This is a genomic window from Reyranella sp., assembly GCF_965279465.1.
Classification (GTDB): Bacteria; Pseudomonadota; Alphaproteobacteria; order Reyranellales; family Reyranellaceae; genus Reyranella.
Genome location: NZ_OZ257242.1, coordinates 3,285,239 through 3,310,884, shown reverse-complemented (window position 1 = coordinate 3,310,884; position 25,646 = coordinate 3,285,239). Strand labels below are relative to the sequence as shown.

General features: G+C 67.1%; 23 protein-coding genes, 1 other RNA gene and 1 pseudogene. 2 read left to right on the top strand and 23 right to left on the bottom strand.

The genetic code is table 11. The annotated features are described in order from the left end of the window. Positions 1 to 26 precede the first annotated feature (26 nt). From ACQY8M_RS16205 to ACQY8M_RS16115, 19 genes and pseudogenes are all read right to left on the bottom strand, one after another. Positions 27 to 911, bottom strand: a complete 885-nt coding sequence (locus ACQY8M_RS16205; RefSeq protein ID WP_428673977.1) for a cell division protein FtsQ/DivIB — start codon at positions 909 to 911, stop codon at positions 27 to 29. After that, a complete protein-coding gene (locus tag ACQY8M_RS16200; RefSeq protein ID WP_428673975.1) occupies positions 908 to 1,837 on the bottom strand; it encodes a D-alanine--D-alanine ligase in 930 nt (309 codons plus the stop codon). Before ACQY8M_RS16200 ends, ACQY8M_RS16205 begins: the two co-directional genes overlap by 4 nt. Next, a complete protein-coding gene (gene murB / locus ACQY8M_RS16195) occupies positions 1,834 to 2,775 on the bottom strand; it encodes a UDP-N-acetylmuramate dehydrogenase (RefSeq protein WP_428673973.1) in 942 nt (313 codons plus the stop codon). The genes ACQY8M_RS16200 and murB overlap by 4 nt, the downstream gene beginning before the upstream one ends. After that, on the bottom strand, positions 2,772 to 4,235 hold the full coding sequence (gene murC, locus ACQY8M_RS16190) for a UDP-N-acetylmuramate--L-alanine ligase (protein ID WP_428673971.1): 1,464 nt from the start codon (positions 4,233 to 4,235) through the stop codon (positions 2,772 to 2,774). The genes murB and murC overlap by 4 nt, the downstream gene beginning before the upstream one ends. After that, positions 4,232 to 5,344, bottom strand: coding sequence for an undecaprenyldiphospho-muramoylpentapeptide beta-N-acetylglucosaminyltransferase (gene murG / locus ACQY8M_RS16185; RefSeq protein WP_428673969.1), 1,113 nt, complete (start codon positions 5,342 to 5,344; stop codon positions 4,232 to 4,234). The genes murC and murG overlap by 4 nt, the downstream gene beginning before the upstream one ends. After that, positions 5,341 to 6,468, bottom strand: a complete 1,128-nt coding sequence (locus ACQY8M_RS16180) for an FtsW/RodA/SpoVE family cell cycle protein (RefSeq protein WP_428673967.1) — start codon at positions 6,466 to 6,468, stop codon at positions 5,341 to 5,343. The genes murG and ACQY8M_RS16180 overlap by 4 nt, the downstream gene beginning before the upstream one ends. Beyond that, the gene (gene murD, locus ACQY8M_RS16175; protein WP_428673965.1) at positions 6,465 to 7,862 is read right to left on the bottom strand and encodes a UDP-N-acetylmuramoyl-L-alanine--D-glutamate ligase; all 1,398 of its coding nucleotides are present in this window, start codon (positions 7,860 to 7,862) and stop codon (positions 6,465 to 6,467) included. The genes ACQY8M_RS16180 and murD overlap by 4 nt, the downstream gene beginning before the upstream one ends. Positions 7,863 to 7,866: 4 nt before the next feature. Beyond that, positions 7,867 to 8,958 (bottom strand): phospho-N-acetylmuramoyl-pentapeptide-transferase, encoded by a 1,092-nt coding sequence (gene mraY / locus ACQY8M_RS16170; RefSeq protein ID WP_428673963.1) that lies wholly within the window; start codon positions 8,956 to 8,958, stop codon positions 7,867 to 7,869. Between the two features lie 2 nt (positions 8,959 to 8,960). Continuing rightward, entirely contained in the window at positions 8,961 to 10,367 is a 1,407-nt protein-coding gene (locus ACQY8M_RS16165; protein WP_428673961.1) for a UDP-N-acetylmuramoyl-tripeptide--D-alanyl-D-alanine ligase, read from the bottom strand. After that, entirely contained in the window at positions 10,364 to 11,800 is a 1,437-nt protein-coding gene (locus ACQY8M_RS16160) for a UDP-N-acetylmuramoyl-L-alanyl-D-glutamate--2,6-diaminopimelate ligase (protein ID WP_428673959.1), read from the bottom strand. Before ACQY8M_RS16160 ends, ACQY8M_RS16165 begins: the two co-directional genes overlap by 4 nt. A gap of 4 nt (positions 11,801 to 11,804) precedes the next feature. Beyond that, positions 11,805 to 13,661 (bottom strand): peptidoglycan D,D-transpeptidase FtsI family protein, encoded by a 1,857-nt coding sequence (locus ACQY8M_RS16155; protein ID WP_428673957.1) that lies wholly within the window; start codon positions 13,659 to 13,661, stop codon positions 11,805 to 11,807. Next, on the bottom strand, positions 13,658 to 14,227 hold the full coding sequence (gene ftsL / locus ACQY8M_RS16150) for a cell division protein FtsL (protein WP_428673955.1): 570 nt from the start codon (positions 14,225 to 14,227) through the stop codon (positions 13,658 to 13,660). The genes ACQY8M_RS16155 and ftsL overlap by 4 nt, the downstream gene beginning before the upstream one ends. A 17-nt stretch (positions 14,228 to 14,244) precedes the next feature. After that, positions 14,245 to 15,174: pseudogene (gene rsmH / locus ACQY8M_RS16145) on the bottom strand (16S rRNA (cytosine(1402)-N(4))-methyltransferase RsmH); the annotation flags it as partial. Then, positions 15,171 to 15,650 carry a division/cell wall cluster transcriptional repressor MraZ gene (locus ACQY8M_RS16140; protein ID WP_428673953.1) on the bottom strand — a complete coding sequence of 160 codons (480 nt, stop codon included), beginning with the start codon at positions 15,648 to 15,650 and terminating at the stop codon, positions 15,171 to 15,173. The gene ACQY8M_RS16140 and the pseudogene rsmH, both read right to left, overlap by 4 nt. 294 nt (positions 15,651 to 15,944) lie before the next feature. Further along, positions 15,945 to 16,346: RNase P RNA component class A (gene rnpB, locus ACQY8M_RS16135), an RNA gene on the bottom strand. 281 nt (positions 16,347 to 16,627) lie between these two features. Next, complete coding sequence (locus ACQY8M_RS16130; protein WP_428673951.1) at positions 16,628 to 16,858, bottom strand: AbrB/MazE/SpoVT family DNA-binding domain-containing protein; 231 nt, start codon at positions 16,856 to 16,858, stop codon at positions 16,628 to 16,630. 34 nt (positions 16,859 to 16,892) lie between these two features. Beyond that, entirely contained in the window at positions 16,893 to 17,579 is a 687-nt protein-coding gene (locus ACQY8M_RS16125; protein ID WP_428673949.1) for an N-acetylmuramoyl-L-alanine amidase, read from the bottom strand. 1 nt (position 17,580) lies between these two features. Continuing rightward, on the bottom strand, positions 17,581 to 18,351 hold the full coding sequence (locus tag ACQY8M_RS16120) for a TerB family tellurite resistance protein (RefSeq protein ID WP_428673947.1): 771 nt from the start codon (positions 18,349 to 18,351) through the stop codon (positions 17,581 to 17,583). Between the two features lie 23 nt (positions 18,352 to 18,374). After that, positions 18,375 to 19,106: a sulfite exporter TauE/SafE family protein gene (locus tag ACQY8M_RS16115; protein WP_428673945.1), complete on the bottom strand. Its 732-nt coding sequence runs from the start codon at positions 19,104 to 19,106 to the stop codon at positions 18,375 to 18,377. A 57-nt stretch (positions 19,107 to 19,163) separates the two neighbouring features. On the opposite strand from ACQY8M_RS16115, the gene uvrB reads away from it, so the two are divergent. Next, complete coding sequence (gene uvrB, locus ACQY8M_RS16110) at positions 19,164 to 21,356, top strand: excinuclease ABC subunit UvrB (protein WP_428673943.1); 2,193 nt, start codon at positions 19,164 to 19,166, stop codon at positions 21,354 to 21,356. Between the two features lie 116 nt (positions 21,357 to 21,472). Here the strand turns inward: uvrB and ACQY8M_RS16105 are convergent, their stop codons facing one another. Both ACQY8M_RS16105 and ACQY8M_RS16100 read right to left on the bottom strand, forming a co-directional pair. Beyond that, entirely contained in the window at positions 21,473 to 22,342 is an 870-nt protein-coding gene (locus ACQY8M_RS16105) for a dioxygenase (RefSeq protein WP_428673941.1), read from the bottom strand. After that, a complete protein-coding gene (locus tag ACQY8M_RS16100) occupies positions 22,342 to 22,950 on the bottom strand; it encodes a GNAT family N-acetyltransferase (RefSeq protein ID WP_428673939.1) in 609 nt (202 codons plus the stop codon). Before ACQY8M_RS16100 ends, ACQY8M_RS16105 begins: the two co-directional genes overlap by 1 nt. A gap of 169 nt (positions 22,951 to 23,119) precedes the next feature. Between ACQY8M_RS16100 and ACQY8M_RS16095 the strand changes: the two genes are divergently transcribed. Then, positions 23,120 to 23,977 carry an aspartyl/asparaginyl beta-hydroxylase domain-containing protein gene (locus tag ACQY8M_RS16095; RefSeq protein WP_428673937.1) on the top strand — a complete coding sequence of 286 codons (858 nt, stop codon included), beginning with the start codon at positions 23,120 to 23,122 and terminating at the stop codon, positions 23,975 to 23,977. A 184-nt stretch (positions 23,978 to 24,161) separates the two neighbouring features. On the opposite strand, the gene ACQY8M_RS16090 is transcribed toward ACQY8M_RS16095, so the two are convergent. Next, positions 24,162 to 24,632, bottom strand: a complete 471-nt coding sequence (locus ACQY8M_RS16090; protein ID WP_428673935.1) for an amidohydrolase family protein — start codon at positions 24,630 to 24,632, stop codon at positions 24,162 to 24,164. A 23-nt stretch (positions 24,633 to 24,655) separates the two neighbouring features. Further along, complete coding sequence (locus tag ACQY8M_RS16085; RefSeq protein ID WP_428673933.1) at positions 24,656 to 25,639, bottom strand: amidohydrolase family protein; 984 nt, start codon at positions 25,637 to 25,639, stop codon at positions 24,656 to 24,658. Positions 25,640 to 25,646 lie beyond the last annotated feature (7 nt).

Sequence of the window (25,646 nt, the reverse complement as noted above, 5' to 3'; positions counted from 1 at the left end):
TATCCCCGTGCTTGTACGCTGCGTTTCTAGGCGGGTCCGTTCGGCGGAGGGTCGCCGGCCGGCGCTCGCTTTCTGAGATAGAGCTTGTCCGGCAACCGCAGATCGACGACGCCGAACTCGCGCTGCAGCAGTTTATCCGATGCGTCGAGTTTGGCCATGCGCTGGAGGGCCGCGACCGCATCTTCTTCCGGCAGCCAGATCTCGGTGTCGTTGTTCAGGACGAGGTTCCACCGGCGCTGTCCGACCCAGACGGCGGCGCGCAGCACCTTGGCGATGGCCGGCTCGTAGGCGAGCAGCAGCAGCAATTCGCCGACGTGCTCGGGCGCGCCCGGCCCGCCCAGCAGCAGGAGCTTGTCCGCGCCCGGTGGCATGCGGCTCGCCCGCACGGTGCGGCCGTTCTTGTCGATCAGCGTGTACTCGCTGCCGTTCTGCCAGATCGCGACGGCGCGCCGTTCCTTCAGCGTGACATAGAGCGTGTCGGGCAAGCGGCGCTCGACGGTAGCCGCGGCGACCCAGTCGATCGCCTCGAGCCGCTTGCGGGCGCCCTGCAGATCGATGCCGAGCAGCGAATCGCCGGAACGCACGTTCAATGCCGCCAGGATCGCGTCGCGCTCGACATAGTCGCGGCCTTCGACGGTGACGTCGGCCAGCTTGAAAGGCGTCAGCAAGCCGAGCACGTTGCGCGACGCCTCATCGAACCGATTCTGCGCCTCGACCAGCCAGCCCTCCTTCCAGGCCCACCAGCCGCCGGCGCCGCCCATGCCCAGCAGCGTCACGGCAAGACCGAGCAGCAGCGGCTGGCGCCAGATCGGCCGGCCGGACGAGCGGCGGACCGCACCCTTTCGCTTGCGGCGGTCGTAGTCGCGCCGCGGCGGCGCATCGGTCCTGGCGGATTTCGCCGCCTTGCTCATGCCGGCCGCCTCGCATGGTCGACCATCCAGGTCATGAGCTGCGACCAGGAGATGCCGGCCCATTTGGCCTGCTCCGGCGCCAGCGACAGCGGCGTCATGCCGGGTTGGGTGTTGAGCTCGAGCACGACCAGGCCGGACGTCCCGGGCAGGGAATCGTCCCACCGCAGGTCGGCGCGGCTCAGCCCCGTGCAGCCCAGCGCCTGATGCGCCATCAGCGCCCACTGCCTGGCCTGCTCGTAGACCTCGGTCGGGATCGGTGCCGGAATGAGATGCTCGGTGACGCCGTCGGTGTACTTCGCCTCGTAGTCGTAGAAGCGCGTGCGCGGCCGCAGCTCGGTGACGGCCACCGCCTTGTCGCCCATGATCGCCACCGTGAGCTCGCGTCCCGGCACGAACTTCTCGATCAGCACCTTCTCGCCATACCGCGCTTCGGCCGCTTCGACGGCCGCGAGATTGTCGCCCTCGCGCACGATATGGACACCGACACTGGAGCCCTGGTCGATCGGCTTCACGACATAGGGCCGCGGCATCGGATCGCCGGACGCCAGCGAGCGCCGCTCGACCACCTTTCCGAGGGCGACGCGGATGCCGATCGAGGTGAAGACGTGGCGCGACATCGGCTTGTCCATGGCGATTGCCGAGGCGAGGACGCCGGAATGCGTATAGGGCACGCCGAGGATCTCGAGCACGCCCTGGATGCAGCCGTCCTCGCCGTATTTGCCGTGCATCGCGTTGAAGACGACATCGGGGCCGCCGCCCGCGGCCGGCCGCAGGAACTCGACCAGGGCGCGGAGGTCGCGCCGCACGTCGTATTCGATCACCGTGTGACCGCCCTCGCGCAATCCCTCGGCGCAGGCCTTGCCACTCACCAGCGAAACCTCGCGCTCGGGCGACCAACCGCCCATGAGGACTGCGACCGTGCTCATGGTTCGGCTCCGCTCACCACAGGTGCCGTCTCTCCGATACGCCTGATCTCCCACTGCAGCAGCACATTGCTGCGCGTGAAGACGCGGCTGCGCACCTCCTCGCCGAGCGATTCGATGTCCGCAGCCGTCGCCGCGCCGAGATTGATCAGGAAGTTGCAATGCTTCTCGGAGACCTGTGCGTCGCCGATCCGCAGTCCGCGACAGCCGGAGCGGTCGATCAGCTCCCACGCCTTGAGGTTGGGCGGGTTGGCGAAGGTCGAACCGCCGGTGCGGCTGCGCGGCTGGCTGTCCGCTCGCGCCGCCTCGATCTCGGCGATGCGTCGCGCAATGGCAAGCTGGTCGCCAGGTCCGGCCCGCAGCCGCGCCGAGGTGAAGATCCAGTCGGCCGGCGCCGTGCTGTGGCGGTAGGAAAGCCCGAGCTCCGCTGGCGTCACGGTGCGGATCTTGCCGGAACGATCGACGATTTCGGCCGAGACCAGAACGTCGGCAAGTTCGCCGCCATAGGCGCCGGCATTGGTCGGGAAGGCACCCCCGATGGTACCGGGAATGCCACTCAGGAACTCGAGCCCCGCCAGCGCATGGTCACGCGCCGTCAGTGCGACATTGAGGTCGAGCGCGCCGGCGCCCGCCACCACTTCGTTGCCTTCGACAGCGACGGCGGTGAAGCCGCGCATCAGGCGGATCACCACGCCCCTGATCCCGCCGTCCCTCACCAGCAGGTTCGAGCCGACCCCCAGCACCGTCACCGGAACGTCGGCCGGCAGTGCCTCGAGGAACTGCGAGAGGTCCGCTGCATCGGCGGGGCGGAACAGTACCTCGGCAGGGCCGCCGGTGCGGAACCAGGTCTGGCTGCCGAGTGGCGCATCGGCGGTAAGCCGGCCGCGCGGCCTGGGCAGCCGATCGATCAGGTGGGCGCGCGCGGTCTCGAGCGCCATCATGCGGCGGTCCCGGAATCGTTGGCGATGGCGCGCGGGCCGGCCTTCTCGGCGGCGAGCTGTTGCAGCTGGCCGGGCAGCGCATGCGCCCAGGCGGTGATATTGCCCGCGCCCAGGCAGACCACCACATCACCCGGCCGCGCGACCTGCCAGATCATGCCCGGCAGGTCGCCGGGGGACATGAGCGGATGGACATCGCGATGGCCGGCGCGCTGCACCAGGCCGACCAGCATGTCGCGGTTGACGCCCTCGATCGGCGCCTCACCGGCGGCATAGACGTCCGCGATCAGCACGGTGTCGGCATCGACGAAGCAGGCCGCGAACTCGTTCTTGAGCGCGCCCAGCCGGCTGAAGCGGTGTGGCTGCATGACGGCGATCACGCGGCCGCCACCGCCATAGGCCTGGCGCGCGGCGCGCAGGACAGCGGCGATCTCCACCGGATGGTGGCCGTAGTCGTCGATCACCGTGATGCCGTGCGCCTCGCCGGTCCTGGTGAAGCGCCGCTTCACGCCGGCAAAGCCCGCCAGCGCCCCGCGGATCGTCTCGTCGGGCAGGCCCATCTCCTGCGCCACCGCGACGGCGGCCAACGCGTTCTGGACGTTGTGCTGGCCGAACATCGGCAGGCGTACGTCGACGATGGTACGCGACTGGTTGGTCGCGCGATTCTCGATCAGGATGTCGAAGTCGGCGCCGCTACGGTCGAGCTTGAGGTTCATGGCGCGCACGTCGGCGTTGACACCCAGCCCGTAGGTGATGAGGCGCCGATCGGCGACCCGAGGGATCAGCGCCTGCACCTCGGGGTGGTCGACGCACAGCACCGCGAAACCATAGAAAGGGATGTTCTCGACGAAGCGCACGAAGGCGTCGCGTAGCGCGTCGAACGTGCCGTAATGGTCGAGATGCTCGGGATCGACGTTGGTCACGACGGCAATGGTCGCCGGCAGGCGCAGGAACGAGCCGTCCGACTCGTCGGACTCGACCACCATCCAGTCACCGCTGCCAAGCCGCGCGTTGGTGCCGTAGGCATTGATGATGCCGCCGTTGATCACCGTCGGATCGAGGCCGCCCGCATCGAGCACCGAGGCGACCATCGAGGTGGTCGTCGTCTTGCCGTGCGTGCCGCCGACCGCGATCGACCATTTGAGCCGCATCAGCTCGCCCAGCATCTCGGCGCGGCGCACCACGGGCACGAGGCGCGAACGGGCCGCCAGGACTTCGGGGTTGTCCTTCTTCACCGCCGAGGAGACGACCACGACCTGGGCGTTGCCGAGATTGTCGGCACGATGGCCGATGTGCACCTTGATGCCGAGCTCGGCGAGGCGGCGCGCATTCGGCCCATCGGCCAGATCGCTGCCCTGCACCTTGTAGCCGAGATTGTGCAGCACCTCGGCGATGCCCGACATGCCGATGCCGCCGATGCCGACGAAATGGATGAGACCGATATCCAGCGGCATCGCTCTCATGCGGCGACTCCTGAAAATTTGGGGGTGGAGATCAGCTCGCCGACGAGGTCGGCGAGCCGCGCCGCGGCGTCGGGTCGGCCGGCGGCGTGCGCGGCGGCGGCCATGTCGGCCAGGCGCTGCGGCGCCTCGAACAGCGTGCGCAAGTGACCGGCCAAGGTCGGCGCGGTGAAACCGGCGTGCGGAATCACGAGACAGGCGCCCGCTGCCTCGAAGGCACGGGCATTGGCGGTCTGGTGGTCATCGGCGGCGTAGGGATAGGGGATCAGGATCGACGGCCGCCCGATCGTGGCCAGCTCGGCCACGGTCGAGGCGCCGGAGCGGCCGATCACCAGATGCGCGCCGGCCAACCGCTGCGGCAGGTCGAGAAAGAACGGGGACAGCTCGGCCACGACGTCGGCGCGAAGATAAAGCGCGCGAACGCGCTCGATATCCTCGGGGCGGCACTGCTGCACGAGGCGCAGCCGCGCGCGCATCGCCGCGGGCAGCGACAGAAGCGCTTCGGGAATGACCTTGCTGAAGGACGCGGCGCCCTGGCTGCCGCCGAACACCAGCAGATCGATGACCCGGCCGGGGCCGGGCGCGCGGTAGACCGCGCTGCGCAAGCTCCGCACCGTTTCGCGTACCGGATTACCGACCAGCCGGGCACGATCGTCATCGACGAAGCGGGTGCGCGCGAAGGACGTCGCCACCTTCGACACACCGCCCAGCACCCAGCGGTTGGCCTTGCCGAGCACGGCATTCTGCTCGTGCACCATCGCAGGCGTCCGGCGCAGCCGGGCAGCGAGCATGGTCGGCACCGAGGCGTAGCCGCCGAAGCCGACCACGGCAGCCGGACCGATGCGGCCCAGTGCCCGCCAGGCGTCGAACAGGCCGAGCCCGAGCGAGAACAACGCGAACACGCGGCGCTGCAGCGATCCGGTCGGGCTCGCCGAATGGATATAGTGGATGGGCCGGCGCGACAGGGCGCCCTGCCACTGGCGGCCACGCGAATCGGTGACCAAGGTGAACGGCACGCCACGCGCCTCGAGCTCGCCTGCCAGCGCCTCGGCGGGAAACACGTGCCCGCCGGTGCCGCCGGTCGCGAGGACGATGGGGCGGATCCCCGTCATACCGCCTCCCTCAAGCCGGCATGCTCGCGCGTCAGCGACAGCAACATGCCGACGCAGATCGCCATCGCCAGCGCCGACGAGCCGCCATAGGAGATGAACGGCAGGGTCATGCCCTTAGCGGGGATGAGCTGGATGGTCGAGGCCATGTTGATCGCCGCCTGCATGCCGAACTGCACACCGAGCCCGGTCGCGGCGAGGGTGATGAACAGGCTGGTCTCTCTCGAGGCGCGCGACAGCGACCGCAGGGTCACGAACGCGAACAGCGCCAGGATGATCAGGCAGACCACCAGTCCGAATTCCTCGCCGCACACCGCCATGATGAAGTCGGTGTGCGCATCGGGCAGCTGGGCCTTGACCGTGCCCTCGCCCGGCCCGCGGCCGAACAGCGAGCCGTTCATGAACGCCTCGAGTGCGGTGTTGACTTGATAGTTGTCACCGGAGGTCGGATCGAGGAAGCGATCGAAGCGGCTGCGCACGTGGCCGAACATGAAGTAAGCACCGACCAGGCTCGCCGCGCCGCCGACCACGCCGAAGCCCGCGATCCACATCGGCAAGCCGACCACGAAAAGCTGGGCGGCCCACACCGCCGCCACCACGATGCTCATGCCGAGATCGGGCTGCAGCACCAGCAAGGCCAGCACCGAGCCGACCAGCAGGGTCGACAGGAAATAGCCCGGCATCCGACGCTCGGCGCGGCTTTGCGCCAGCAGCCAGCCGGAGATCACGGCAAGGCTGGGCTTGACGAACTCCGAGGGTTGCAGGCTCGACAGGCCGGGCACCGCGATCCAGCGTCGTGCGCCCTTGATCTCGACCCCGATCACGAAGGTCGCGGCGAGCAACACGAGACTGCCGCAGAACACAAGCAGGGCCAAGCGTCGCACATGCCGTGGCGAGGCGAGCGAAATCGCCAGCATCAGGGCCAGCGCCAACGGCAGGAAGATGAACTGGCGCTTGGCGAACATGAAGGAGTCCGCTCCGATGCGTTCAGCCGCCGGCGGCGATGCGGCCAGGGTCAGCATGACGCCGAATGCCATGATCGCGAGCACGGCACCCAATGCCCACCGGTCGACTGTCCACCACCATTGGCCGATGACGCTGCGGTCGTCGCGCGGAACCTGGATCATGCCGCTTTCCCCACGCGTTGGGCGCCCGGCAGGGCGCGCGCCATTTCACGGAATGCATCGCCGCGATGCTCGTAGCTGCGCCACTGGTCCCAGGAGGCGCAGGCCGGCGACAGCAGCACCACCGCGGGCGACGTCGCCTCGGCCTGGGCACGCGCGTGGGCCGCGTCGAGCGCCGACTGCAGGTCGCCGCAGCGGTCGAACGGCAGCTTGCCCTCGAGCTGGCTGGCGAACAGGTCGCTCGCCTCGCCGATCAGGAAGGCATGGCGGATGCGGTCGAAATGGGGCTCGAGCGATTCGACGCCGCCCTCCTTCGCCTGGCCGCCGAGGATCCAGTAGATATTCCGGTAGGAAGATAGTGCGCGCGCTGTCGCGTCGGCGTTGGTTGCCTTGCTGTCGTTGACGTAGACGACCTTGCCCGCCGCCGCGACCTGCTCCTGGCGGTGCGGCAGGCCGGGATAGCTGCGGATGCCGCGGATGATCTCCTCGCGCGACAGCCGCAGCCAGCGGCAGGCCGCCCAGGCGCAGGCCGCATTCTGGGCATTGTGGTCGCCCGGCAGGGTCGGCACGTCGGCGAAATTGGCCACGTAGCGGTCGGCGTCGGTGAGCTGGCCGGCATGGAACGAAACGCCCGCCGCCAGAAGACGATCGAGCGCCACAGGCACGACGCCAATCCGGCTATGCCTGGCAAGCTTGCCGTACTCGGCGAAGACCGCGCGCGAATAGTCGTCGTCGACGCCGATCACGGCGCAATCGCGCTCGTCCTGGCGGTCGAAGATGTGTTTCTTCGCCTCGACATAGCCTGCCATGTCGCCATGGCGGTCGATGTGGTCGGGCGTGATGTTGAGCCACACCGCGACATGGGCGTGGAAGCTCTGCAGCAGCTCGAGCTGGTAGGAGGAAAGCTCGAGGACGTAGATACCGTGCCGCCCGAGCGGTTCGAGATCGAGCGCGCCGCGGCCGATGTTGCCACCGACTTCGCACGATGCGCCGGCCGACTTCAGGATATGGCCGATCAGTGCGGTGGTGGTCGACTTGCCATTGGTGCCGGTGACGCCGATGAAGCGATTCCCGGCCTGGGCCCGGGCGAGCAGCTCGACGTCGCAGATGAGCGGCACCCCGGCGGCGCGAGCCGCTGCTGCCACGGGATGCGGCTTGGGCAGGCGGTTGGGAATGCCGGGGCTGATCACCAACGCAGTGACGTCCTTCCAGTCGATGGTCGAGGGCTCAGCGAACTTCGTGCCGATCTTCGCCGCGATCTCGCGCACCGCGGCGTTGTCGTCCCAGGCGACATAGTCGACACCTGCCGCCATCAGGGCGCGCACCGTCGTCAGGCCGGAGCGTGCCAGCCCCAGCACGACGTACGACGAACCTTTCAGGACGGAGAGGTCGATCATCGGCTCAACGCAGCTTCAACGTGGCGAGGCCCACCATCGAGAGGATGGCGGCAATGATCCAGAAGCGGAAGACGATGGTCGGCTCGGCCCATCCCTTCTGTTCGAAATGATGATGCAGCGGCGCCATCCGGAAGATGCGCTTGCCGGTGATCCTGAAGGAGAGGACCTGCACGACCACCGAGATGGTCTCGAGAACGAACAGGCCGCCGACGATGGCTAGAACGATCTCATGCTTGGTGACGACGGCGACACCACCCAGCGCGCCGCCGATCGACAGCGAGCCGGTATCGCCCATGAACACCATGGCGGGTGGCGCATTGAACCACAGAAAGCCCAGCCCAGCCCCGACCAGCGCGGCCAGCAGCACCGACAGTTCGCCCGCGCGCGGCACGTGGTGGACGTAGAGGTAGTTGGTATAGATGGCGTTGCCGACGATGTAGGTGATCAGCGCGAATACGGCCGAGGCCATGATCACCGGACCGATCGCCAGTCCGTCGAGGCCATCGGTCAGGTTCACCGCATTCGACGTGCCGACGATGACCAGGACCGAGAAGGCGAGAGAGCCGACGATGCCGAGCGGCACCAGCACGTCCTTGAGAAACGGCAGCGCGAGCGTGTAGCGCAGCGGCGGAGGAGATCCCTGGGCGATGAGCCACGCTGCCGCTCCGGCGATCGCGACCGCGAGCACGAGCTTGATCTTGCCCGGCACGCCCTTGGGATTGCGCTTGGAGACCTTGAGGTAGTCGTCCCACAGGCCGATCGCACCGAAGGTGACGGTGATGCCGAGCACGCACCAGACATAACGGTTGGTGAGGTCGGCCCACAGCAGGGTGGCCACCGACAGAGCGATCAGGATCAGCAGCCCGCCCATGGTTGGCGTGCCCTTCTTGCTGACGATGTGGCTGGCCGGCCCGTCGTCGCGGATTGGCTGGCCCTGACCCTGCTTGCTGCGCAACCAGCGGATCAGGCCGCCGCCGATCACGAAGCTCAGGATCAGCGCCGTCAGGAACGCCGCGATCGAGCGGAACGTCAGATAACGGAACAGGTTGAACGGGCTGAACTGGTCGGCCAGGGGATAGACGAAATTGTAGAACATCTTCAGAGCCTTGCCTCACCGCTGCTTGCAGCGATTACGGCATCGACGATCACTTTCATTTTCGACCCCAATGACCCCTTGATCGCCAGCACGTCCCCCGCCCTCAACGCCGCCGCGACCTCCCCTGCGAGCGCCTCGGAGTCCGGCCGGTGCACACCTTTTTGCGCCGCGGCGAGCTCGTGCCACAGAGCCCCCATATGCGGGCCGCACAGGAAGACCTGTGCCGCGCCGCTCGCCGCCACCGCCTGCGCCAGACCCGCGTGATAGGCGTCGGCCTGCTCCCCCAGCTCCCGCATGTCCCCCAGCACGAGCAGGCGGCGGCCGCCCGGCGCCGGCTCGGTTCGCGCCAGCACCGCGAGCATCGCCCGCACCGACGCGGGGTTGGCGTTGTAGCTCTCGTCCAGCAGCTCGATCGTGCCACTGCCGAAGCTCAGCCGACGCCGCGCGCCGCGTCCCGGCGATGCCTTGACCTCCGACAGCGCCGCCGCCGCCGCGACGATGTCGGCGCCCAACGCCTCGGCGACGGCGAGCGCCGCGATGCTGTTCAGCACCCAGTGCTCGCCAGCCGCGCCAAGGCGATACTCGATCCGCCTGCCCTGGATCAAGGCTTCGACATCGCTGCCCGAATCATGCAGGCGGCACGCGACCAGGCGTGCCTGCGCCGCCTCGTGCCGGCCGAAGCCGACGATCCGCACGACCCCGAAGTTGCGCGCATGACGCGCCAACCGCTCGTAGTGCCGATTGTCGCGATTGAGCACGGCGACTGCCCCCTCCCGCATGCCGGCGAACAGGCAGGCCTTCTCATCGGCGATCGCCTCCTCGCTGCCCATGTGACCGATGTGCGCGGCCTCGACATTGGTGACGACGCCGACATGCGCCTCGACCTGGCGCGCCAGGGGCTCGATCTCGCCGGTATGATTCATGCCGATCTCGAATACGCCGTAGCGTGCCTCGCGCGGCAGTCGGGCGAGGCTGATCGGAACGCCGACATGGTTGTTGAAGCTCGCCGTGCTGGCCGAGGTCGGCGCCTGGGCCGAGAGAAGGACGCGCAGCGCGTCCTTGGTGCTGGTCTTGCCGACCGAGCCGGTGACGCTGGCGATGCGCGCAGCGCTGCGCCTGCGGCCGGCGCGGCCGAGATCGACCAGCGCCGTCATCGTGTCGGCGACGCGAATGAGGTTGCCCGACGCGCCCGGCACGTCGCGCGAAACGACGGCCGCCGCCGCGCCGCGCGACAGCGCGTCTGCGACAAAGGCGTGGCCGTCCGTGCTCTCGCCGGCCAGAGCGAAGAAGATGTCGCCCTTGCCGACGGCGCGGCTGTCGAAGGTCACGCCGGTCGCTTCGAACCGGCCCGGCATCGCCGTCGGACACAGAGCGCATGCAACCTCGTCGGACGTCCAGAGCGGGGTCACGACGCGAGTTCCCGCGCCACTTCGGCATCGTCGAAATGATGCGTGACGCCCTTGATGGTCTGGCCTTTCTCATGGCCCTTGCCGGCGATCAGCAGCAGGTCGTCGGCCGACGTCAGCGCCGCCATGCCCTGCTCGATCGCGGCATGACGATCCGAACGGACCTCGATCCAGTTGTGCCGCCCGGCCGGAATGCCGCTCAGGATCGCGGCGCGAATCGCGGCGGGTTCCTCGCTGCGCGGATTGTCGTCCGTCACCAGCGCGTAGTCGGCAAGGCGCGTGGCGATCTCGCCCATCACCGGCCGCTTGGCCCGGTCGCGGTCGCCGCCGCAGCCGAACACCACGACCAGCCTGCCCTTGGCGAACGGCCGCAGCGTCGCGAGCACCGTCTCCAATGCCTCGGGCTTGTGGGCATAGTCGACGTAGACCGGCGCTCCCGTTTTGTGGCGCGCCACCAGCTGCAGCCGGCCCGGCGCACCGCTCAGCGTCGCCAGCGCCGCCACGGCGCGCGCGACATCGCCGCCCGTGGCGACCACGAGCCCGAGCGCAGCCAGCGCGTTGGACGCCTGGAAGCCGCCGACCAGCGGCAGCTCGACCTCGTGCGTGCCGCCGAGCGCCTCGATGACGAGATGCTGGCCGTCAGGCGTCGGCTCGTCGCGCACCAGGCGGAAGTCCTTGCCCTCGGAGCCATATGTCCAGAAGCGCAGGCCGCGGCGGGCGCAGATCCCGGCGAGCTGGGCGGCACGATTGCTGTCGGCATTGACGACGGCGGTGCCGCCTTCCGGCAGCAGCGTCTCGAACAAGCGCGCCTTCGCATCGAAATAGGCGTCCATCGACGGGTGATAGTCGAGATGCTCGTGCGTGAGGTTGGTGAAGGCCGCCGCCGACAGCTTGAGCCCGTCGAGGCGATGCTGATCGAGACCGTGGCTCGAGGCCTCGATCGCGACATGCGTCACGCCTTCGCGGGCAAGCGTGGCGAGATCGGCATGGAGCTGAACGGGATCGGGTGTGGTCAATCCCGCGTCGCGGGCGAAGCCCGGCGAGACGATGCCCAGCGTGCCGACGCTGGCCGCCTCGAGGCCGAGCGCTGTCCAGATATGGCGCACGAAATGAACGGTCGAGCTCTTGCCGTTTGTGCCGGTGACGGCGGCGATGGTGCCGGGCTGCGGGCCGGCGACCGCAGCCGCCATCAGCGCGATGCGCCGGCGTGGATTGGGATCGCGCACCACGACAATGCCCTGATCGAGCGGCGGCAGGGCTGCATCCGACGCCGCGAGGATCACCGAGGCGCCGCGCTTGACGGCGTCGGCGACGAAGCTCGCACCGTCGGCCCTGGAGCCTGAGAGGGCGGCGAACAGAAAACCGGGCTGGACGTTGCGGGAGTCGAGTGTCAGGCCGGCAACCATCGGGTCGCGCGGCAAGGCGCTGACGCCCATGAGCTCACTCAGCCGCAACGCGACGCACTCCCGGTGCGGTCGCCGCCTGACCGCCGACGCGCGCCGGGAGTGCCTTGCGTTCCGGCACCCGGCCGCGCACCGACGCGGCGATGATCGGAGCGGCCGCGGAGGGCTGGGACGCCGCGATCGGGGTCGACGCGATCTCGAGCGGCGTCTGGCTGCTCCAGTCACCCGGCAGGATGCCGTAGAGTGACACAATACTCTCGATGATCGCCTTCACGCTGGGCGCGGACACCATGCCGCCGGTCGCGTAGCCGCCAGTCTCCGCAGTACCGTGCGGCTCGTCGAGCGACACCACGATCAGGAACTTGGGCTCGCTCATCGGGAACATGCCGACGAACGAGCTGATCAGGGCCTTTTGACGGTAGCCGCCGTGGCTCGGCTTCTCGGCGGTGCCGGTCTTGCCGCCGACGTCGTAGTTCTTCACGTCGGCGTTCTTGCCGGTGCCCTGGATCACGTTCAGCCGCAGCAGCTGGCGCATCATCTGCGAGGTCTTGGCCTGGATCACCCGCCGGCCAGGCTCGCTCGCTGCGTTGCGCTTGACGAAGCTCGGCTGATAAAGGATTCCGCCGTTCACCATCGCCGCCGAGCCCGTCGCCAGATGCAGCGGCGTCACCGAGATGCCGTGCCCGAAGGCGATGGTCATGGTGTTGATCTTGACCCAGTGGCGCGGCCACAGCGGGCCGGCGAGCTCGGGAAGCTGGGTGGTGAGCGGCTTCAGGAAGCCGATCTTGTCGAAGAAGGCCTTCTGACCCTCCGGCCCCATTACATCGACCGCCATCTTGGCCGAGGCGATGTTCGAGGAGTAGGTGAAGATCTCCGGCACGGTGAGCGGCCGGCGTTGCGGATGATCGTCGTTGATCGTGAAGCGGTCGATCTTGATCGGCGAGGTGGCGTCGAACACGCTCGACAGCGTGACCTTCCCGCTGTCGAGCGCCATCGCGGTATTGAAGATCTTGAAGGTCGAGCCCTGTTCGTAGACGCCCAGGGTCGCGCGGTTGAACAGCGCCTCGTTTGTGATGGTCTTGGCCTTGTTCGCATCGTAGGTCGGCAGCGAGGCCATGGCGAGGACCTCGCCGTTGGTCACGTCCATCACGATGGCGGTGGCGCCGATCGCCGAGAACTTCTTCACTGCCTTTGCCAGTTCCTCCTCGACCATGCGCTGCAGACGGAGATCGATCGACAGCTGCACCGCCTCGCCGCTCTGCAGGCGCTGGTCGAAGTAGCGCTCGACGCCGGCCAAACCGGCGTTGTCGATGCTGTCGTAGCCCACGATGTGCGCGCCGATCGTGCCCTGCGGATAGATGCGCCGCTCCTCGGCCTGAAACTCGAGACCCGGAATGCCGAGGCGATTGACCAGGAAGTGCTCGCGCGGCGAGAGGCCCCGCTTGATCCAGATGAAGCTCTTGTCGCCGTCGAGCTTCTCCTTGATCTCTCCGTATTTGATCTCCGGCAGCGCCGAGACGATCTTGCGCGCGGCGTCCGCCGTGTCGATCAGCAGGTGTGGATTGACGAAGGCCGACATCACCGGCACCGAGGTTGCGAACACCACACCGTTGCGGTCGACGATGTCGGCACGCTCGGACTGGATCGAGCCGCCGCGCGCTGCCACGCGCTGCGTCGGCTCGGCGCCGTCGCGCAGCAGCGAGACGTAGCCCATGCGCAGGCCGACCGCACAGAACGCCATGATGAAGATGGCCGAAGTCACGACCAGGCGCTGGCGTGCAGTCTCCTGAACGTCGCCCTTCAGCCGTTCTTTCTCCGAGCCATAACGCGCGCCGGCCGCCGCGGGGGTCGCGGCGGCCGGTTCGGGCGGGCCAGATTTGCGCCACCACCTCACCGACGCACCCCTTCTTTCTTCGAGAGGATTTCGTCGATCGAGGTCGCGGCGACCTGGCCATCGCCAACCGGACCCGTTGTTGCCGGCGCTTGTGCAAGTGCCGGTCGAGGGGGCGTCGTGGGTCCGGTTGTTGTACGCCCTGAAGGGGGTGCGGAGGCCGGCGAGGGGCTGCCGGCCTCCGCTGAGACGCGACCACCACCGGGCACAGTCGACGAGGGGACGTCGCTGCCCGTTCGTGGGGGGGAAGGAAGTGGTGGATCGCGCCTTTGCTGAGTGCTGTCGTTCTTGAGGGAATCGGACTTGAGCGTATCGAGTCGGGCAACTTGCTTGATGTTGGCCTGCTCGAGCTTGAGGTGTTTCTGCGCCAGTTTCTCTATGCGCTCGGCCTCGTTGAGATGCGCCCATTCCACCCGCAGGATGTGGGTCGCCTGCTGGCTCTCGATGATCTTCTGGTTGGTGCGGTCGATCTTCTCCTCGAGGTCCTGCACCTTGTACTTGACCGTGAAGAGGCCCACCGCGGTGGCGACGGCGGCGATCGACCAGAACAGGAGCCCGCGATGGATCATGCGACCCCTCGGGTGAGCTTCTCCGCCGCGCGCAGGCGCGCCGAGCGCGCGCGGGGGTTGGCGGAGACCTCGGCGTCGGACGGCAGCACCGGCTTGCGCGTGAGGTCGCGCAGGGTGGCGGCACGTTCCTCTGCGCGCGGCGGCGCATGGCGCGACGGCGATGGCGTGCGGCCCGAACGGGCGCGCACGAAATCCTTCACGGCGCGATCTTCCAACGAATGGAAGGACACGACGGCGAGACGGCCGCCCGGTGCCAGCACCTGCTCGGCGGCCGCAAGCCCACGTTCGAGTTCACCCAGCTCGTCATTGACTGCGATGCGCAGCGCCTGGAAGGCGCGCGTCGCGGGATCGCTCTCGTCCTTGGCCGAGGGACCAACCGCGCGGCGCACGATCTCGGCCAGCTCGCCGGTGGTCTCGATGCGCTTGTCGCGCCGGCGCTCGACGATGGCGTGGGCGACGCGGCGGCTCTTCCGTTCCTCGCCGTAGCGCCAGAAGATGTCGGCGAGCTCGGTCTCGTCGCTGCCGTTCACCAGATCGGCCGCCGATGCGCCGCTCTTCGCCATGCGCATGTCGAGCGGACCCGAGTTGCGGAAGGAGAAACCGCGCTCCGCGCGATCGAACTGCATCGACGAAACCCCAAGATCGAGGGCCACACCATCGACCGCCGACACGCCTGCGGTGGACAACAGCTGCTCCATTTCACCGAAGCGGCCCTCGATCAGGCGCAGGCGCGGCGCATAGCGCTCTGCGAGCGACTTCCCCGCTGCAATGGCATCGGGATCGCGATCGATCGCGATCACCTCGCACGCCGCGCGATCGAGGATCGCGCTCGTGTAGCCGCCACCACCGAACGTGCCATCGACGTAGCGGCCGCCGTCGCGCGGCTGCAGCGCGTGGACAACTTCGTTCACCAGGACGGGAACATGCCCGGTCGTGGAGGCGCTCATGCCTCACCTGCCGTGAGGCCGCGCACGAAGGCGGCCATCTTCTCGCGGTCGGCGTCGCGGCGAGCCTGCCAGCGCTTTGGATTCCACAGCTGGAACTTGTCGCCCTTGCCGACCAGCATCACGCCGTCGTCGGCCTCCAGCGCCTGGGCGAATTCAGCCGGCATGGTGAAGCGGCCATCCGGCTCGAGCGCGACAGTGCGGGCGCCGGCCGAGAGATAGCCCGCCGGATCGAAGGCCTCGTCGTCGAGCGCGACCTTGAGCGCACCTTTCGCGCCCAACGCCTCGATGCGCAGGCGCTCCAGCATGCCGTCGAACCCCGAGCGGGAGTTGCCGTTCACGACGCCTGGTACGTTTGGTGAGTGATACAGCACGAAGGCACCCCGATCGTCGGTTGGCAGCTCGTCGCGAAAAGTGGCGGGCAGCAGGACCCGCCCCTTCTTGTCGAGCTTGATCAGGATTTCGGACCGGAATGCCACCGGGCCTCTCCCCCTCAATCCCGCCGCCGGTGCCCCACGCCCTGCGTCGTTCGTTACACGGGATACAATGGGATATCATGGGATGTTCACGGATGCAATATTTGCAGCCCGATTCATCAAGGAATCTGAGTAAGTTACGCACAAGACCTATTGTGCGCTCTTGAAATTCACGCGCAAGACCTAGGGGTATGGTGTTGGTGGAAAACCAGGCAGAACTGGATGTCGGCATCGGGCGCAGCAGATGTGGCAGTTCCGCTGGGGTCGCACTACAAAATCTTGGAAAAAGCGCAAATGCAGGTCAGACGGCCTGTAAGCCGGGTTCTGTCCTCGCCGTGAGGCGATGGATGGCCATTCCTCTGGGACGTCCGTCACCGAACGCCTCGCGCGACCGACCCGGGCGGCGGCGCGGAAACACCGCTGCCGGTTGCCCGGCATGCCGCCCCTATTTGGTCTTGCTCCCGGTGGGGTTTGCCGTGCCGCTTCCGTTACCGGTCGCGCGGTGGGCTCTTACCCCGCCGTTTCACCCTTGCCTGCTGGTTTGCCACTCGAAAGCGGGCCAGCGTGGCGGTTTGTTTTCTGTGGCACTTTCCCTGGGGTCGCCCCCGCCGGTCGTTAACCGGCACCGTGTCTCCGTGGAGCCCGGACTTTCCTCACCCTCCCGGTCGCCCGGGAAAGTGCAGCCATCCAGCCGTCTGACCTGAGGCGCTTGACTAAAGGTCACGCCCTACGAGGTCAAGCGGCCGCCCAGTTTCGATCGACTACGATCAGCTCGTTCACAATAACAATCGCTACAGTGTGCTGGCTTGGATTCTTCTCGTCGTCGCGACCGAAGCCGAGCGAACCTCGGCGAGGTGGAGGGACCTTGCCTCCACTGGCTGTTGCTGTTCATTGAGATGAGGTCTCTCCACTACGCGCCTTCGGCGTTCAAGCGCGGGAGGTTACCCCGCGAGAGTCGAGACAACGGAATTCGATCAGAATCACGATTCTCCGCGCGTCAACGCCATGATCTCGTCGGTGCTCATTCCGTTGCCGGCACAGCCGAGCAGTCTGGCGAAACGGCTCGGAACCTTCTCTCCAAACTTGACCTGAACAATCCGTCCATCAGAGGCGCGCTCGAAATCGATCTTGCTTCCCGGAACGATGCCGAGGAGACCACGGACGCGCTTGGGGATCGTAATCTTGCCCTTGCTGCCGACTGTAGCACTCATGACCGTTCCCCTAAGGACACCTTCCGAAGAGGTATTACTTGATGCTTCGATGGTCCAGTAGCGCGGCGAGCAGCGAGCGCGTTTCGGGATCGGGCATGCCGTCGACCCTGGCTGGCCGGAAGTGGCGCTGGAAGGCCTTCACGATCTCTCGCGGCGGGACGGCGACCGGCGGGGCGTAGCCATAGCGCTGCAGCGCGGCGGGGAGTTCGCCGAACAGCGGTCGCCCGTCGGCCTTGGGCCACAGGCCGATACCGGCAGCGGCGAGCGTCTTCCACGGGAAGCGCCGGCCCGGATCGATCTTGCGCTGCGGGGCGATATCGGAATGGCCGACCACGTTGCGCGGCTCGATAGCAGGATGGCGTGCGAGGATGCCGTGGCAGAGCTCGATCAGCGCGGCGATCTGCTGCGGCGGGTAATCGTGGCGGTCGCCGTGCAGGTTGACGATCTCGATGCCGATCGAGGTCGCGTTCAGCGCCTCGCGGCCGCGCCAGTGCGAGCGGCCGGCATGCCACGCGACGCGCTCCTCCGGCACGAGGCGGTAGATCGTGCCATCTTCGGCCAGCACATAATGCGCGCTCACCCTGCCCTCGCGCGTGTCGTCGCTCAGGATGTCGAGCGACTCCTGCAATGGCAGCTCGGTGTAATGCAGCACGAGGATGTCGACCATCGTCCCGTCGGGACGCGGCGCGTGGTTGGGTGACGGCCGCTCGACGAAGGTCACGTCAGGCGGCGATGAGACCGCGCTGCTTGCGCAGCCGGTCGTAGGCGTCGTTGATCAACGCGAGCTTGCGATTGGCGACCTTGATCGCCTCTTCGGGCAGGCCCTGTGCCATCAGCCGGTCGGGATGATGGGCTCGCACCTGTCTCAGCCAGGCTTCGCGAATCTGCTCGTCGGTCGCCAGCGGATCGATGCCCAGCACCACGCAGGGCTCGCAATCGACGTCTCCCAGCGCCGCGGCCCGGGCGCGCTCGAAGCGTTCGCTGCTGAGGCCGAAGAGGTTTGCGACCTTGCCGAGATAGGCCAGCTCCTCGCCACCGATCGCGCCGTCGGCCTTGGCGATGTCGAACAGACCTTCGAGCACGTTCTCCAGCACTTCCGGCGCGTCGGGGAACAACGCGGCGACCTGGCGCGCATAGGGTTCGAAGCCGGAAGCATCGCGCTTGGCGAGGTCGAAGAAGCGTTGAACGTTCTTCTCCTCGCCCGGCGGCACATGGAAGAAGGACTGGAAGGCCTCGACCTCGTCGCCCGTCACCTCGCCGTCGACCCTGGCCATCTTGGCACCGAGCGCGATCACGCCGATGGTGAAGGCGATCTCGCGCAATCCGGGATGGTCCCTCGGATCGGCCGGCGTGGCGATCTCCGTCCCGTCGCCGGGCTGCTTCCCGACGAGCTGATCGACGGCATGACCGGCCATCACGCCCAGCAGCGCCGCGATCGGTCCGCCGAGGGCGAAGCCTGCGGTGCCGCCGACGATCTTTCCCCAGATCTTCATGCCTGCTCGCTACGCGACCCGCGTTACAGGATCAAGGAGCCGATCGCCACGCCGACCAAAAGAACGAGGGCGAGGCGGCGATAAAAGGCCTCGCTGGCGAGGGGAAACAGCTTCTCGCCAACCAGGCCTCCGGCAATCACGGCAGGACCAAGGCACAGGGCAAGCACGCCGGTATCCCAATGCACCATGCCGCGCCCGGCGAAGACCAGCAGCGCTGCCAGATCGACGAATACGAAGTAGGTCGTGAGGTTCGCCCGCACCCGGGTTACCGTTTCGTTACCTGCGAGGTAGTAAAAGGCGATCGGCGGTCCTGCCATGCCGGAGAGGCCGTTCAGGAAGCCGCTGGTGGCACCGATCCCCAGCGTGACCGATGCCCGCCACTGGCCCTGGAAGCGCCAGCCGCTCGCCAGCAGCGCGACCGCCGTCAGCACGATCGCCGAGATCGCCCAGCGCATCGGCTGGGGCGACACCTGGGTAAGCGCGAGGTTGCCGAGGGGCGCCCCGAGCACCGCTGCTACCATGAGCAGCCCGATGCGCCGCCAGTCGACGTACTTGGCCGCGCGCGGCAGCAGCGGCAGGGCGACCGCGACTTCCAGCAGCAGGCAGAGCGAGATGCCGGTCTCCGGGCCGTACAGCGCCGAAAAGACCGGCGTCATCATCATCGCTGCACCAAAGCCCGCGAAGCCGCGCACCATGCCGGCGACGACGGCTACGGCCGCGGCGATCAGGAAGGAAAAAGCCAACAAGTCCGGCATCGGGCGGACGACGCTATCATTGCGGGCCGCCGGCCCCATCATCATATAATGCAGGCCATGCCCTCAAAGAATCTCGCACTGCCGGCCATGCCGCTCTCGATGCCGTACATCCAGCGCCGGCCGGAGCTCGAAATCGCGCGCCGGCCGTTCAAGCTGGTGTCTGACTACACGCCGGCGGGCGACCAGCCCGAGGCGATCCGCCAGCTGATCGAGGGCGTCGAAAGCGGCGAGCGCGACCAGGTGCTGCTGGGCGTCACCGGCTCGGGCAAGACCTTCACGATGGCCAACGTGATCGCCTCCCAGGGCAGGCCGGCCCTGGTGCTGGCGCCCAACAAGACGCTGGCGGCCCAGCTCTACAGCGAGATGAAGGGCTTCTTCCCGGAGAACGCGGTCGAATACTTCGTCTCCTACTACGACTATTACCAGCCGGAAGCCTATGTGCCGCGCACCGACACCTTCATCGAGAAGGATTCGTCGATCAACGAGCAGATCGACCGGATGCGCCACTCCGCGACGCGCGCGCTGATGGAGCGCGACGACGTGATCATCGTCGCCTCGGTGTCATGCATCTACGGCATCGGCCCGCTCGAGAACTACCAGAAGATGACCTTCCGCCTGCACAAGGGGCAGAAGATCGACCGCACCTCCTTGCTCCGCCGCTTCGTCGAGCAGCAATACAAGAGGAACGACAACGCCTTCCAGCGCGGCACCTTCCGGGTGCGCGGCGACACGATCGACCTGTTCCCCGCCCACTACGAGGACAAGGCCTGGCGCTTCGAGATGTTCGGCGACGAAATCGAGTCGATCACCGAATTCGATCCTCTGACCGGCGAGAAGGCGGTGACGTTGAACGACATCATCGTCTACGCCAACAGCCACTACGTGACGCCCAAGCCGACCATGCAGAAGGCGATCGAGCAGGTCAAAACCGACCTGAAGCAACGGCTCGCCGAATTCAACCGCGCTGGCCGCCTGCTCGAGGCGCAGCGGCTCGAGCAGCGCACCCTGTTCGACATCGAGATGATGGAGACGACCGGCGCCTGCGCCGGCATCGAGAACTACTCGCGGTACCTCACCGGCCGCAAGCCGGGCGAACCGCCGCCGACGCTGTTCGAATACTTCCCCGAGAACTCCCTGCTGATCGTCGATGAGAGCCACGTCACGGTGCCGCAGATCGGCGGCATGTTCCGCGGCGACTTCAACCGCAAGAGCGTGCTGGCCGAGTTCGGCTTCCGCCTGCCGTCGGCGATCGACAACCGGCCGCTGAAGTTCGAGGAGTGGGAGACGCTGCGCCCGCAGACGACGTTCGTCAGCGCCACGCCCGGCCCGTGGGAGATGGAACGCACCCAGGGCACCTTCATCGAGCAGGTCATCCGCCCGACCGGCCTGATCGATCCGACGGTGCTCATCCGCCCGGTCGAGAAGCAGGTCGACGACCTGATCGCCGAGTGCAAGGAGTGCGCGAAGAAGAGCCAGAGGGTGCTGGTCACCGTGCTCACCAAGCGCATGGCCGAGGACCTCGTCGAATACCTGCACGAGGCTGGAATCCGCTGCCGCTACCTCCACTCCGACATCGACACCTTGGAGCGCATCGAGATCATCCGCGACCTGCGGCTCGGCGCGTTCGACGTGCTGGTCGGCATCAACCTGCTGCGCGAGGGGCTCGACATCCCCGAGTGCGCGCTGGTGGCGATCCTCGATGCCGACAAGGAAGGCTTCCTCCGGTCACCGACATCGCTGGTGCAGACGATCGGCCGCGCCGCGCGCAACATCGAGGGCCGCGTCATCCTCTATGCCGACAAGATCACCGATTCGATCAAGTACGCGATGAGCGAGACCGACCGGCGTCGGGCCAAGCAGATCGCCTACAACACCGAGCACGGCATCACGCCAGCCTCGATCAAGAAGAACATCGGCGAGATCCTGCAGTCGACCGCCGAGCGCGACCATTACACGGTCGATACCGGCGTGTCGGGCGACGTGCACCTGGTCGGCCACAACCTGCGCACTCATATCGCCGAGCTCGAGAAGCGGATGCGCGATGCCGCCGCCAATCTCGAGTTCGAGGAAGCCGGCCGCATCCGCGACGAAATCCGCCGCCTCGAAGCCCACGAGCTCGAGCTGCCCGGCCAGGCCGCCAGCGCCAACGTCGGCATCCACCTCGGCAAGATGCAGAACAGCCGCGTCTTCCGCGGCGTCCGCACCGGCTCCGGCGGCCGCGGCAAGCAGGCGCGCAGAAGCGGGCGTTGAGACGGGCACTTTTCGTCCTATCCTGAGCGAAGCGAAAGACCTCATCGACAGATCAGACACGGGCCGCGTAGCTGGCGCGAGGCTGCTTCGCGGCGCTCAGGACGACGGAAAAAGCGTTACGCCGCCGGCAGCTTGAGATCGAGTCTCGCCGTCCACACCGGCATCGGCAGCGTGTCGCGCGCGGCGAGGTTGGCCGGCAGCTCGGCCCGATCGGTCGTCTTCTTGAAGGGCAGGACGAGGCCGCCGCGGACGCCGAACACGGCGTCCTGGTCGAGATACTTGTCGTCCTCGGGGAAGAATTCCGTGATCAGCGGCTGATGGCCCGGCGCCTTGATGATCATGTGCAGATGCGCCGGCCGCCAGGCATGACGGCCCAACACGCGCAGCATGTCGCCGGCCGGGCCGTCGTCGGGCACCGTGTAGGACAGCGGCCGCACGGTCGAGAAAGCAAAGGTGCCGTCGTCGGCCACCTTGAGCCTCGCATGATAGTTCGTCGGGCTTTGGTCGGGGTCCTGCTGCGCATAGAGGCCGTTGCCGGAGTTCTGCCATGTCGCCAGCACCGTGCCCGCCGCCGGCGCGCCCTTGTCGTCGACGATCCTGCCGCTCACCACCAGAGGCTCGCCGACCTGGCCCTTCCAGAGGTCGCCACCGTTCGCGAGCTCGGGTGCGCCCTCGATATGGAACGGCCCCAGCACCGACGACGGCGTGCCGGTGGTCGCGGCGTTCACCATGTCGACCAGGGAGGAGACACCGAGCAGGTCGGAGAAAAGGATGTATTCGTTGCGCTTGTCATCGGTGAACTTCATCGCGCGCGTCAACGCATCGATCGCGGCGCCCCACTCCGCCTGGGTCACCTTGTTCTCGCGCACGAAGCCATGCAGATGGCCGGCGAGGCTCACCAGCAGGTCACGCGTCCGGGCCGAGGGCGCGTTCTTCGCGTATTTGGCAAAGGCGTTGGTGATCGTGCTGGGGGTCAGATCGCGCATCAGCGGCTCGCTCTCAATAGGGCGTCGTAGTCGGCCCGCAACAGGGCGAACAGCAGGTGGTCGGCCCACTGCCCGTTGATCCGCAGATACTGCCGCGCCAACCCCTCCTCGTGGAAGCCGACCTTCGCCAGCACGCCCTTGGAAGGCTCGTTGTGCGGCAGGCAGGCCGCCTCGAGCCGGTGCAGGCGCAGCTCGTCGAACACGAACGGCAAGGTGGCGCGCAACGCATCCGTCATCAGCCCCTGGCCGGCGAAGGGCTGACCCATCCAGTAGCCGACCGAGGCGGCCTGGGCGACGCCGCGGCGCACGTTGCTGAGATTGATGCCGCCGACCAACCGGCGCTTGTCGTTCAGGAACACGAACAACCCGTAGGCCTCGCCGGCGCGCCATTCACGGATCTGCTGGCGCAGGCGGCGGCGGAAATGATCGCGGCCCAGCGAATCGTCGGGCCAGGTCGGCTCCCACGGCGTCAGGAAAGCGCGGCTGCGGGCACGCAGCTCGGCCCATTCAGGCCAGTCCTCCATGGTCGGCGCGCGCAGGTAGACGCGCTTCCCCTGGACGCGGGTCATGCCCGAAAGCGAGAGCGGAACGTCGGCGAAACGGAACATCGGCCCCGCCATAATACCCATGCAAAACGAATTGTTACATGTTTTCGGGGACTTGGCGTGATATTTTACACTGCGGTCCGCCGCCCCGCGTCAAATCACTGCCTTGAAATGAGCCTCCGGACGTATGAGATTCAAGGCCTAACTTGGAGCAGACAGGTCATACCCCGCCATGGAAGCGAGTGACAACCCGGGCATCGGCCAGAAAGGCCGCTTTTACCTGACGAAGCACATCTGGCTGCCGCAGGAGCCGATCGAGAATTTCAATCTCAAGATGTCGGACATGATCCTGCGCCGCATGCCCAAGCTGCCGCTGGGCGGCGAGGACGCGCTGAGGGCCTTCCCCGTCCTGGCCGAGCTCAAGAAGAGCCACGACAAGATCAAGGCCGACCTGAACTATCTTCTCAGCCACCATGAGGAGATTCCGGCGCTGCATGAGGTCCACCCCCGCGACCTGTTCGTGCCCGGCCGCGCCTGGCGCACCTTCCTGCTGAAGATCTGGGGCCACGAGATTACCGAGAACACAGCGGCGGTGCCCGACACCTACGAGGCGATCTGCAAGATCCCCGGTGTCCACACGGCCCTGTTCTCGATCCTGCAGGGCGGAGCCGAGATCACCCCTCACCGCGGCTCGGCAGCAGGCGTGATCCGCTTCCACTATCCGCTGATCGTTCCGGAACATCCGGAGGAATGCTGGATCGAGATCGGCGGTCACCACTTCTTCTGGAAGGAAGGCGAGCCGCTGGTGTTCGACGATACGCGCGAGCACTGGGTCAAGAACCAGACCAGGGAAACGCGCGTCGTGCTGATCATCGATTTCGACGCCAACATGCCGTTCCCGGTCAACCTCTTCACGACGCTGCGCTACAACCTGATCCGCCATTCGACCGAGGTGAAGGCCGTCCGTGAGCGCGCCGCCATCGGCGTCCCGCCGCGCGCGCCGTCGGCCAAGCGCTCGGTCTCGCAGGGCGTGATCAGCATGGCCAGCCACACCACATCGGCGCCGGCCGAGACCACCAGGCAGCGATAGTCTCTCCCACGCATATTCCTCTCCCCCATTGGAGGGAGAGGAGAAGAAAGCGAAGAACACTCGCTAGAGCATCGAGCGCTTAATCGGACGCATATCCTGAGTCCGTGACCGGCATATCCCACGCCAATCGTGGATCGGATTTCAGATTCGTTGGGAAGGCGACTCCCAATTTTCGCACGATGCTCTAATTGCGGCCCTCGATCCGGAAGCTGGTCGGAGAGATCTCGTCGGCGGTACGGCCGCGGTGATCGACGTAGGGGGCGTTGCGCACGAAGGCTTCCTGCGCGTCCTGCAGCGCGCGCGACATGGCGACCCGATCGATGGTCGTGACCTCGAAGTCCTTCACCACCTGCAGTCCGTCGACGAACACGTGCCGCACGGCACGGTCGGCGGCGGAGAAGAAGAAGCTGCGCAGCGGATCGCGCACCGGCCGCATGCCGGGCGCCTCGAGATCGAGCAGCACCAGATCGGCCTTGGCGCCCACGCCGACACGGCCGATATCGTCGCGGCCGAGCGCCTTCGCCCCGCCGATCGTGGCGGCGTGGAACAGTTCAGACAACCAGACGCCGCGCACGCCTTTTGCAGCGGCGCGACCGAGGGTCGAGGCCATGCGCACCTCTTCCGCCATGTTCTGCGGCTCGGTGTCGGTGCCCATCGCCACGTTCACGCCCTTGCGAATTAGTGGCCGACATCCTCCATCATCTGGCCGTAGCGCGAGAACACGACCGGGCAATGCGCCACCGAGGTGCCGGTCTCGACCATGAGATCGAGATCGCGCTTGGTCCACCACTGCACCAGCGAATGATGGTCGAGGAAGATCGCATGGCCGAGGAGCATGTCCGGCCCGAGCAGCCCTTCCCGGTGCATCCACTGCACCGGTGTCACGCCGTGCCGGCGCACCATCTCCTGGAACTCCGGAACGTGCTGCGCGCAGTGCACGGTGATCTTGATCTCACGCTCACGCGCTGCGGCGATGCTGTCGCGGATCAGCTCGGGCGTGCAGGTGTCGACCTGCATCGGCGCCAGCATGGCGCTCAGCCGGCCCGACGGATGGCTCAGTGCCGCGTCGGCAGCCGCCAGGGCGGTGGCGAAGTCGCGCCGCCCCTTCTCGGTGTCCCAGACATAGTCGAGACGATGGCCGGTCGGCACGAACCAGCGCGCGTCGCGATACATCGGCGCAGCCACGGCGCGAATGCCGGTGGCGGCGAGCGTATCGAGCCAGCCGTCCCAAGCCACCGCGAGATCGGTGACCGTGGTGCAGCCGCTCTTGAGCAGCTCTGAAATGGCATTCTGGGTCGAGGCCTTGTTGGCCGCGAGTTGGGCGCTCGCGCCGCCCGCCTCCTCGGTGAGGCCCGAGGTCACGAACACCGACTTCTCGTCGAGGATACCTGTCTGATAGAGCGCCTGGTTGCCGAGTTCCTCGATCAGGCCGCGGCCGATGCTTTCCGATTGCAGGTGGGTGTGGACATTGACCATGCCCGGCATGACGCAAAAGCCCGCCCCGTCGATCTCGCGATCGACCTTGCCGGCATAGACCGGATCGACATGGACGATCCGGTTGCCGTCGAACACGACATCGACGTCGTTGCGGAAATAGTGCTGCTGGAGATGGGCGTCCCAGGCGACGACCCAACGAGCCTTGCGAATGCAGGTGACTGTCATGCTGCCG

Bases quoted from the DNA above. Each gene is read 5' to 3' on its own strand.
- ACQY8M_RS16120 (WP_428673947.1), bottom strand. From the start codon at position 18,351: ATGAAGATCTGGGGAAAGATCGTCGGCGGCACCGCAGGCTTCGCCCTC.
- ACQY8M_RS16085 (WP_428673933.1), bottom strand. From the start codon at position 25,639: ATGACAGTCACCTGCATTCGCAAGGCTCGTTGGGTCGTCGCCTGGGAC.
- murC (WP_428673971.1), bottom strand. From the start codon at position 4,235: ATGAGAGCGATGCCGCTGGATATCGGTCTCATCCATTTCGTCGGCATC.
- murG (WP_428673969.1), bottom strand. From the start codon at position 5,344: ATGACGGGGATCCGCCCCATCGTCCTCGCGACCGGCGGCACCGGCGGG.
- ACQY8M_RS16100 (WP_428673939.1), bottom strand. From the start codon at position 22,950: ATGTTCCGTTTCGCCGACGTTCCGCTCTCGCTTTCGGGCATGACCCGC.
- ACQY8M_RS16200 (WP_428673975.1), bottom strand. From the start codon at position 1,837: ATGAGCACGGTCGCAGTCCTCATGGGCGGTTGGTCGCCCGAGCGCGAG.
- ACQY8M_RS16180 (WP_428673967.1), bottom strand. From the start codon at position 6,468: ATGATCCAGGTTCCGCGCGACGACCGCAGCGTCATCGGCCAATGGTGG.
- ACQY8M_RS16115 (WP_428673945.1), bottom strand. From the start codon at position 19,106: ATGCCGGACTTGTTGGCTTTTTCCTTCCTGATCGCCGCGGCCGTAGCC.
- ACQY8M_RS16205 (WP_428673977.1), bottom strand. From the start codon at position 911: ATGAGCAAGGCGGCGAAATCCGCCAGGACCGATGCGCCGCCGCGGCGC.
- ACQY8M_RS16090 (WP_428673935.1), bottom strand. From the start codon at position 24,632: ATGGGCACCGACACCGAGCCGCAGAACATGGCGGAAGAGGTGCGCATG.
- mraY (WP_428673963.1), bottom strand. From the start codon at position 8,958: ATGTTCTACAATTTCGTCTATCCCCTGGCCGACCAGTTCAGCCCGTTC.
- ACQY8M_RS16160 (WP_428673959.1), bottom strand. From the start codon at position 11,800: ATGGGCGTCAGCGCCTTGCCGCGCGACCCGATGGTTGCCGGCCTGACA.
- ACQY8M_RS16105 (WP_428673941.1), bottom strand. From the start codon at position 22,342: ATGCGCGATCTGACCCCCAGCACGATCACCAACGCCTTTGCCAAATAC.
- murD (WP_428673965.1), bottom strand. From the start codon at position 7,862: ATGATCGACCTCTCCGTCCTGAAAGGTTCGTCGTACGTCGTGCTGGGG.
- uvrB (WP_428673943.1), top strand. From the start codon at position 19,164: ATGCCCTCAAAGAATCTCGCACTGCCGGCCATGCCGCTCTCGATGCCG.
- ftsL (WP_428673955.1), bottom strand. From the start codon at position 14,227: ATGATCCATCGCGGGCTCCTGTTCTGGTCGATCGCCGCCGTCGCCACC.
- ACQY8M_RS16095 (WP_428673937.1), top strand. From the start codon at position 23,120: ATGGAAGCGAGTGACAACCCGGGCATCGGCCAGAAAGGCCGCTTTTAC.
- ACQY8M_RS16130 (WP_428673951.1), bottom strand. From the start codon at position 16,858: ATGAGTGCTACAGTCGGCAGCAAGGGCAAGATTACGATCCCCAAGCGC.
- murB (WP_428673973.1), bottom strand. From the start codon at position 2,775: ATGATGGCGCTCGAGACCGCGCGCGCCCACCTGATCGATCGGCTGCCC.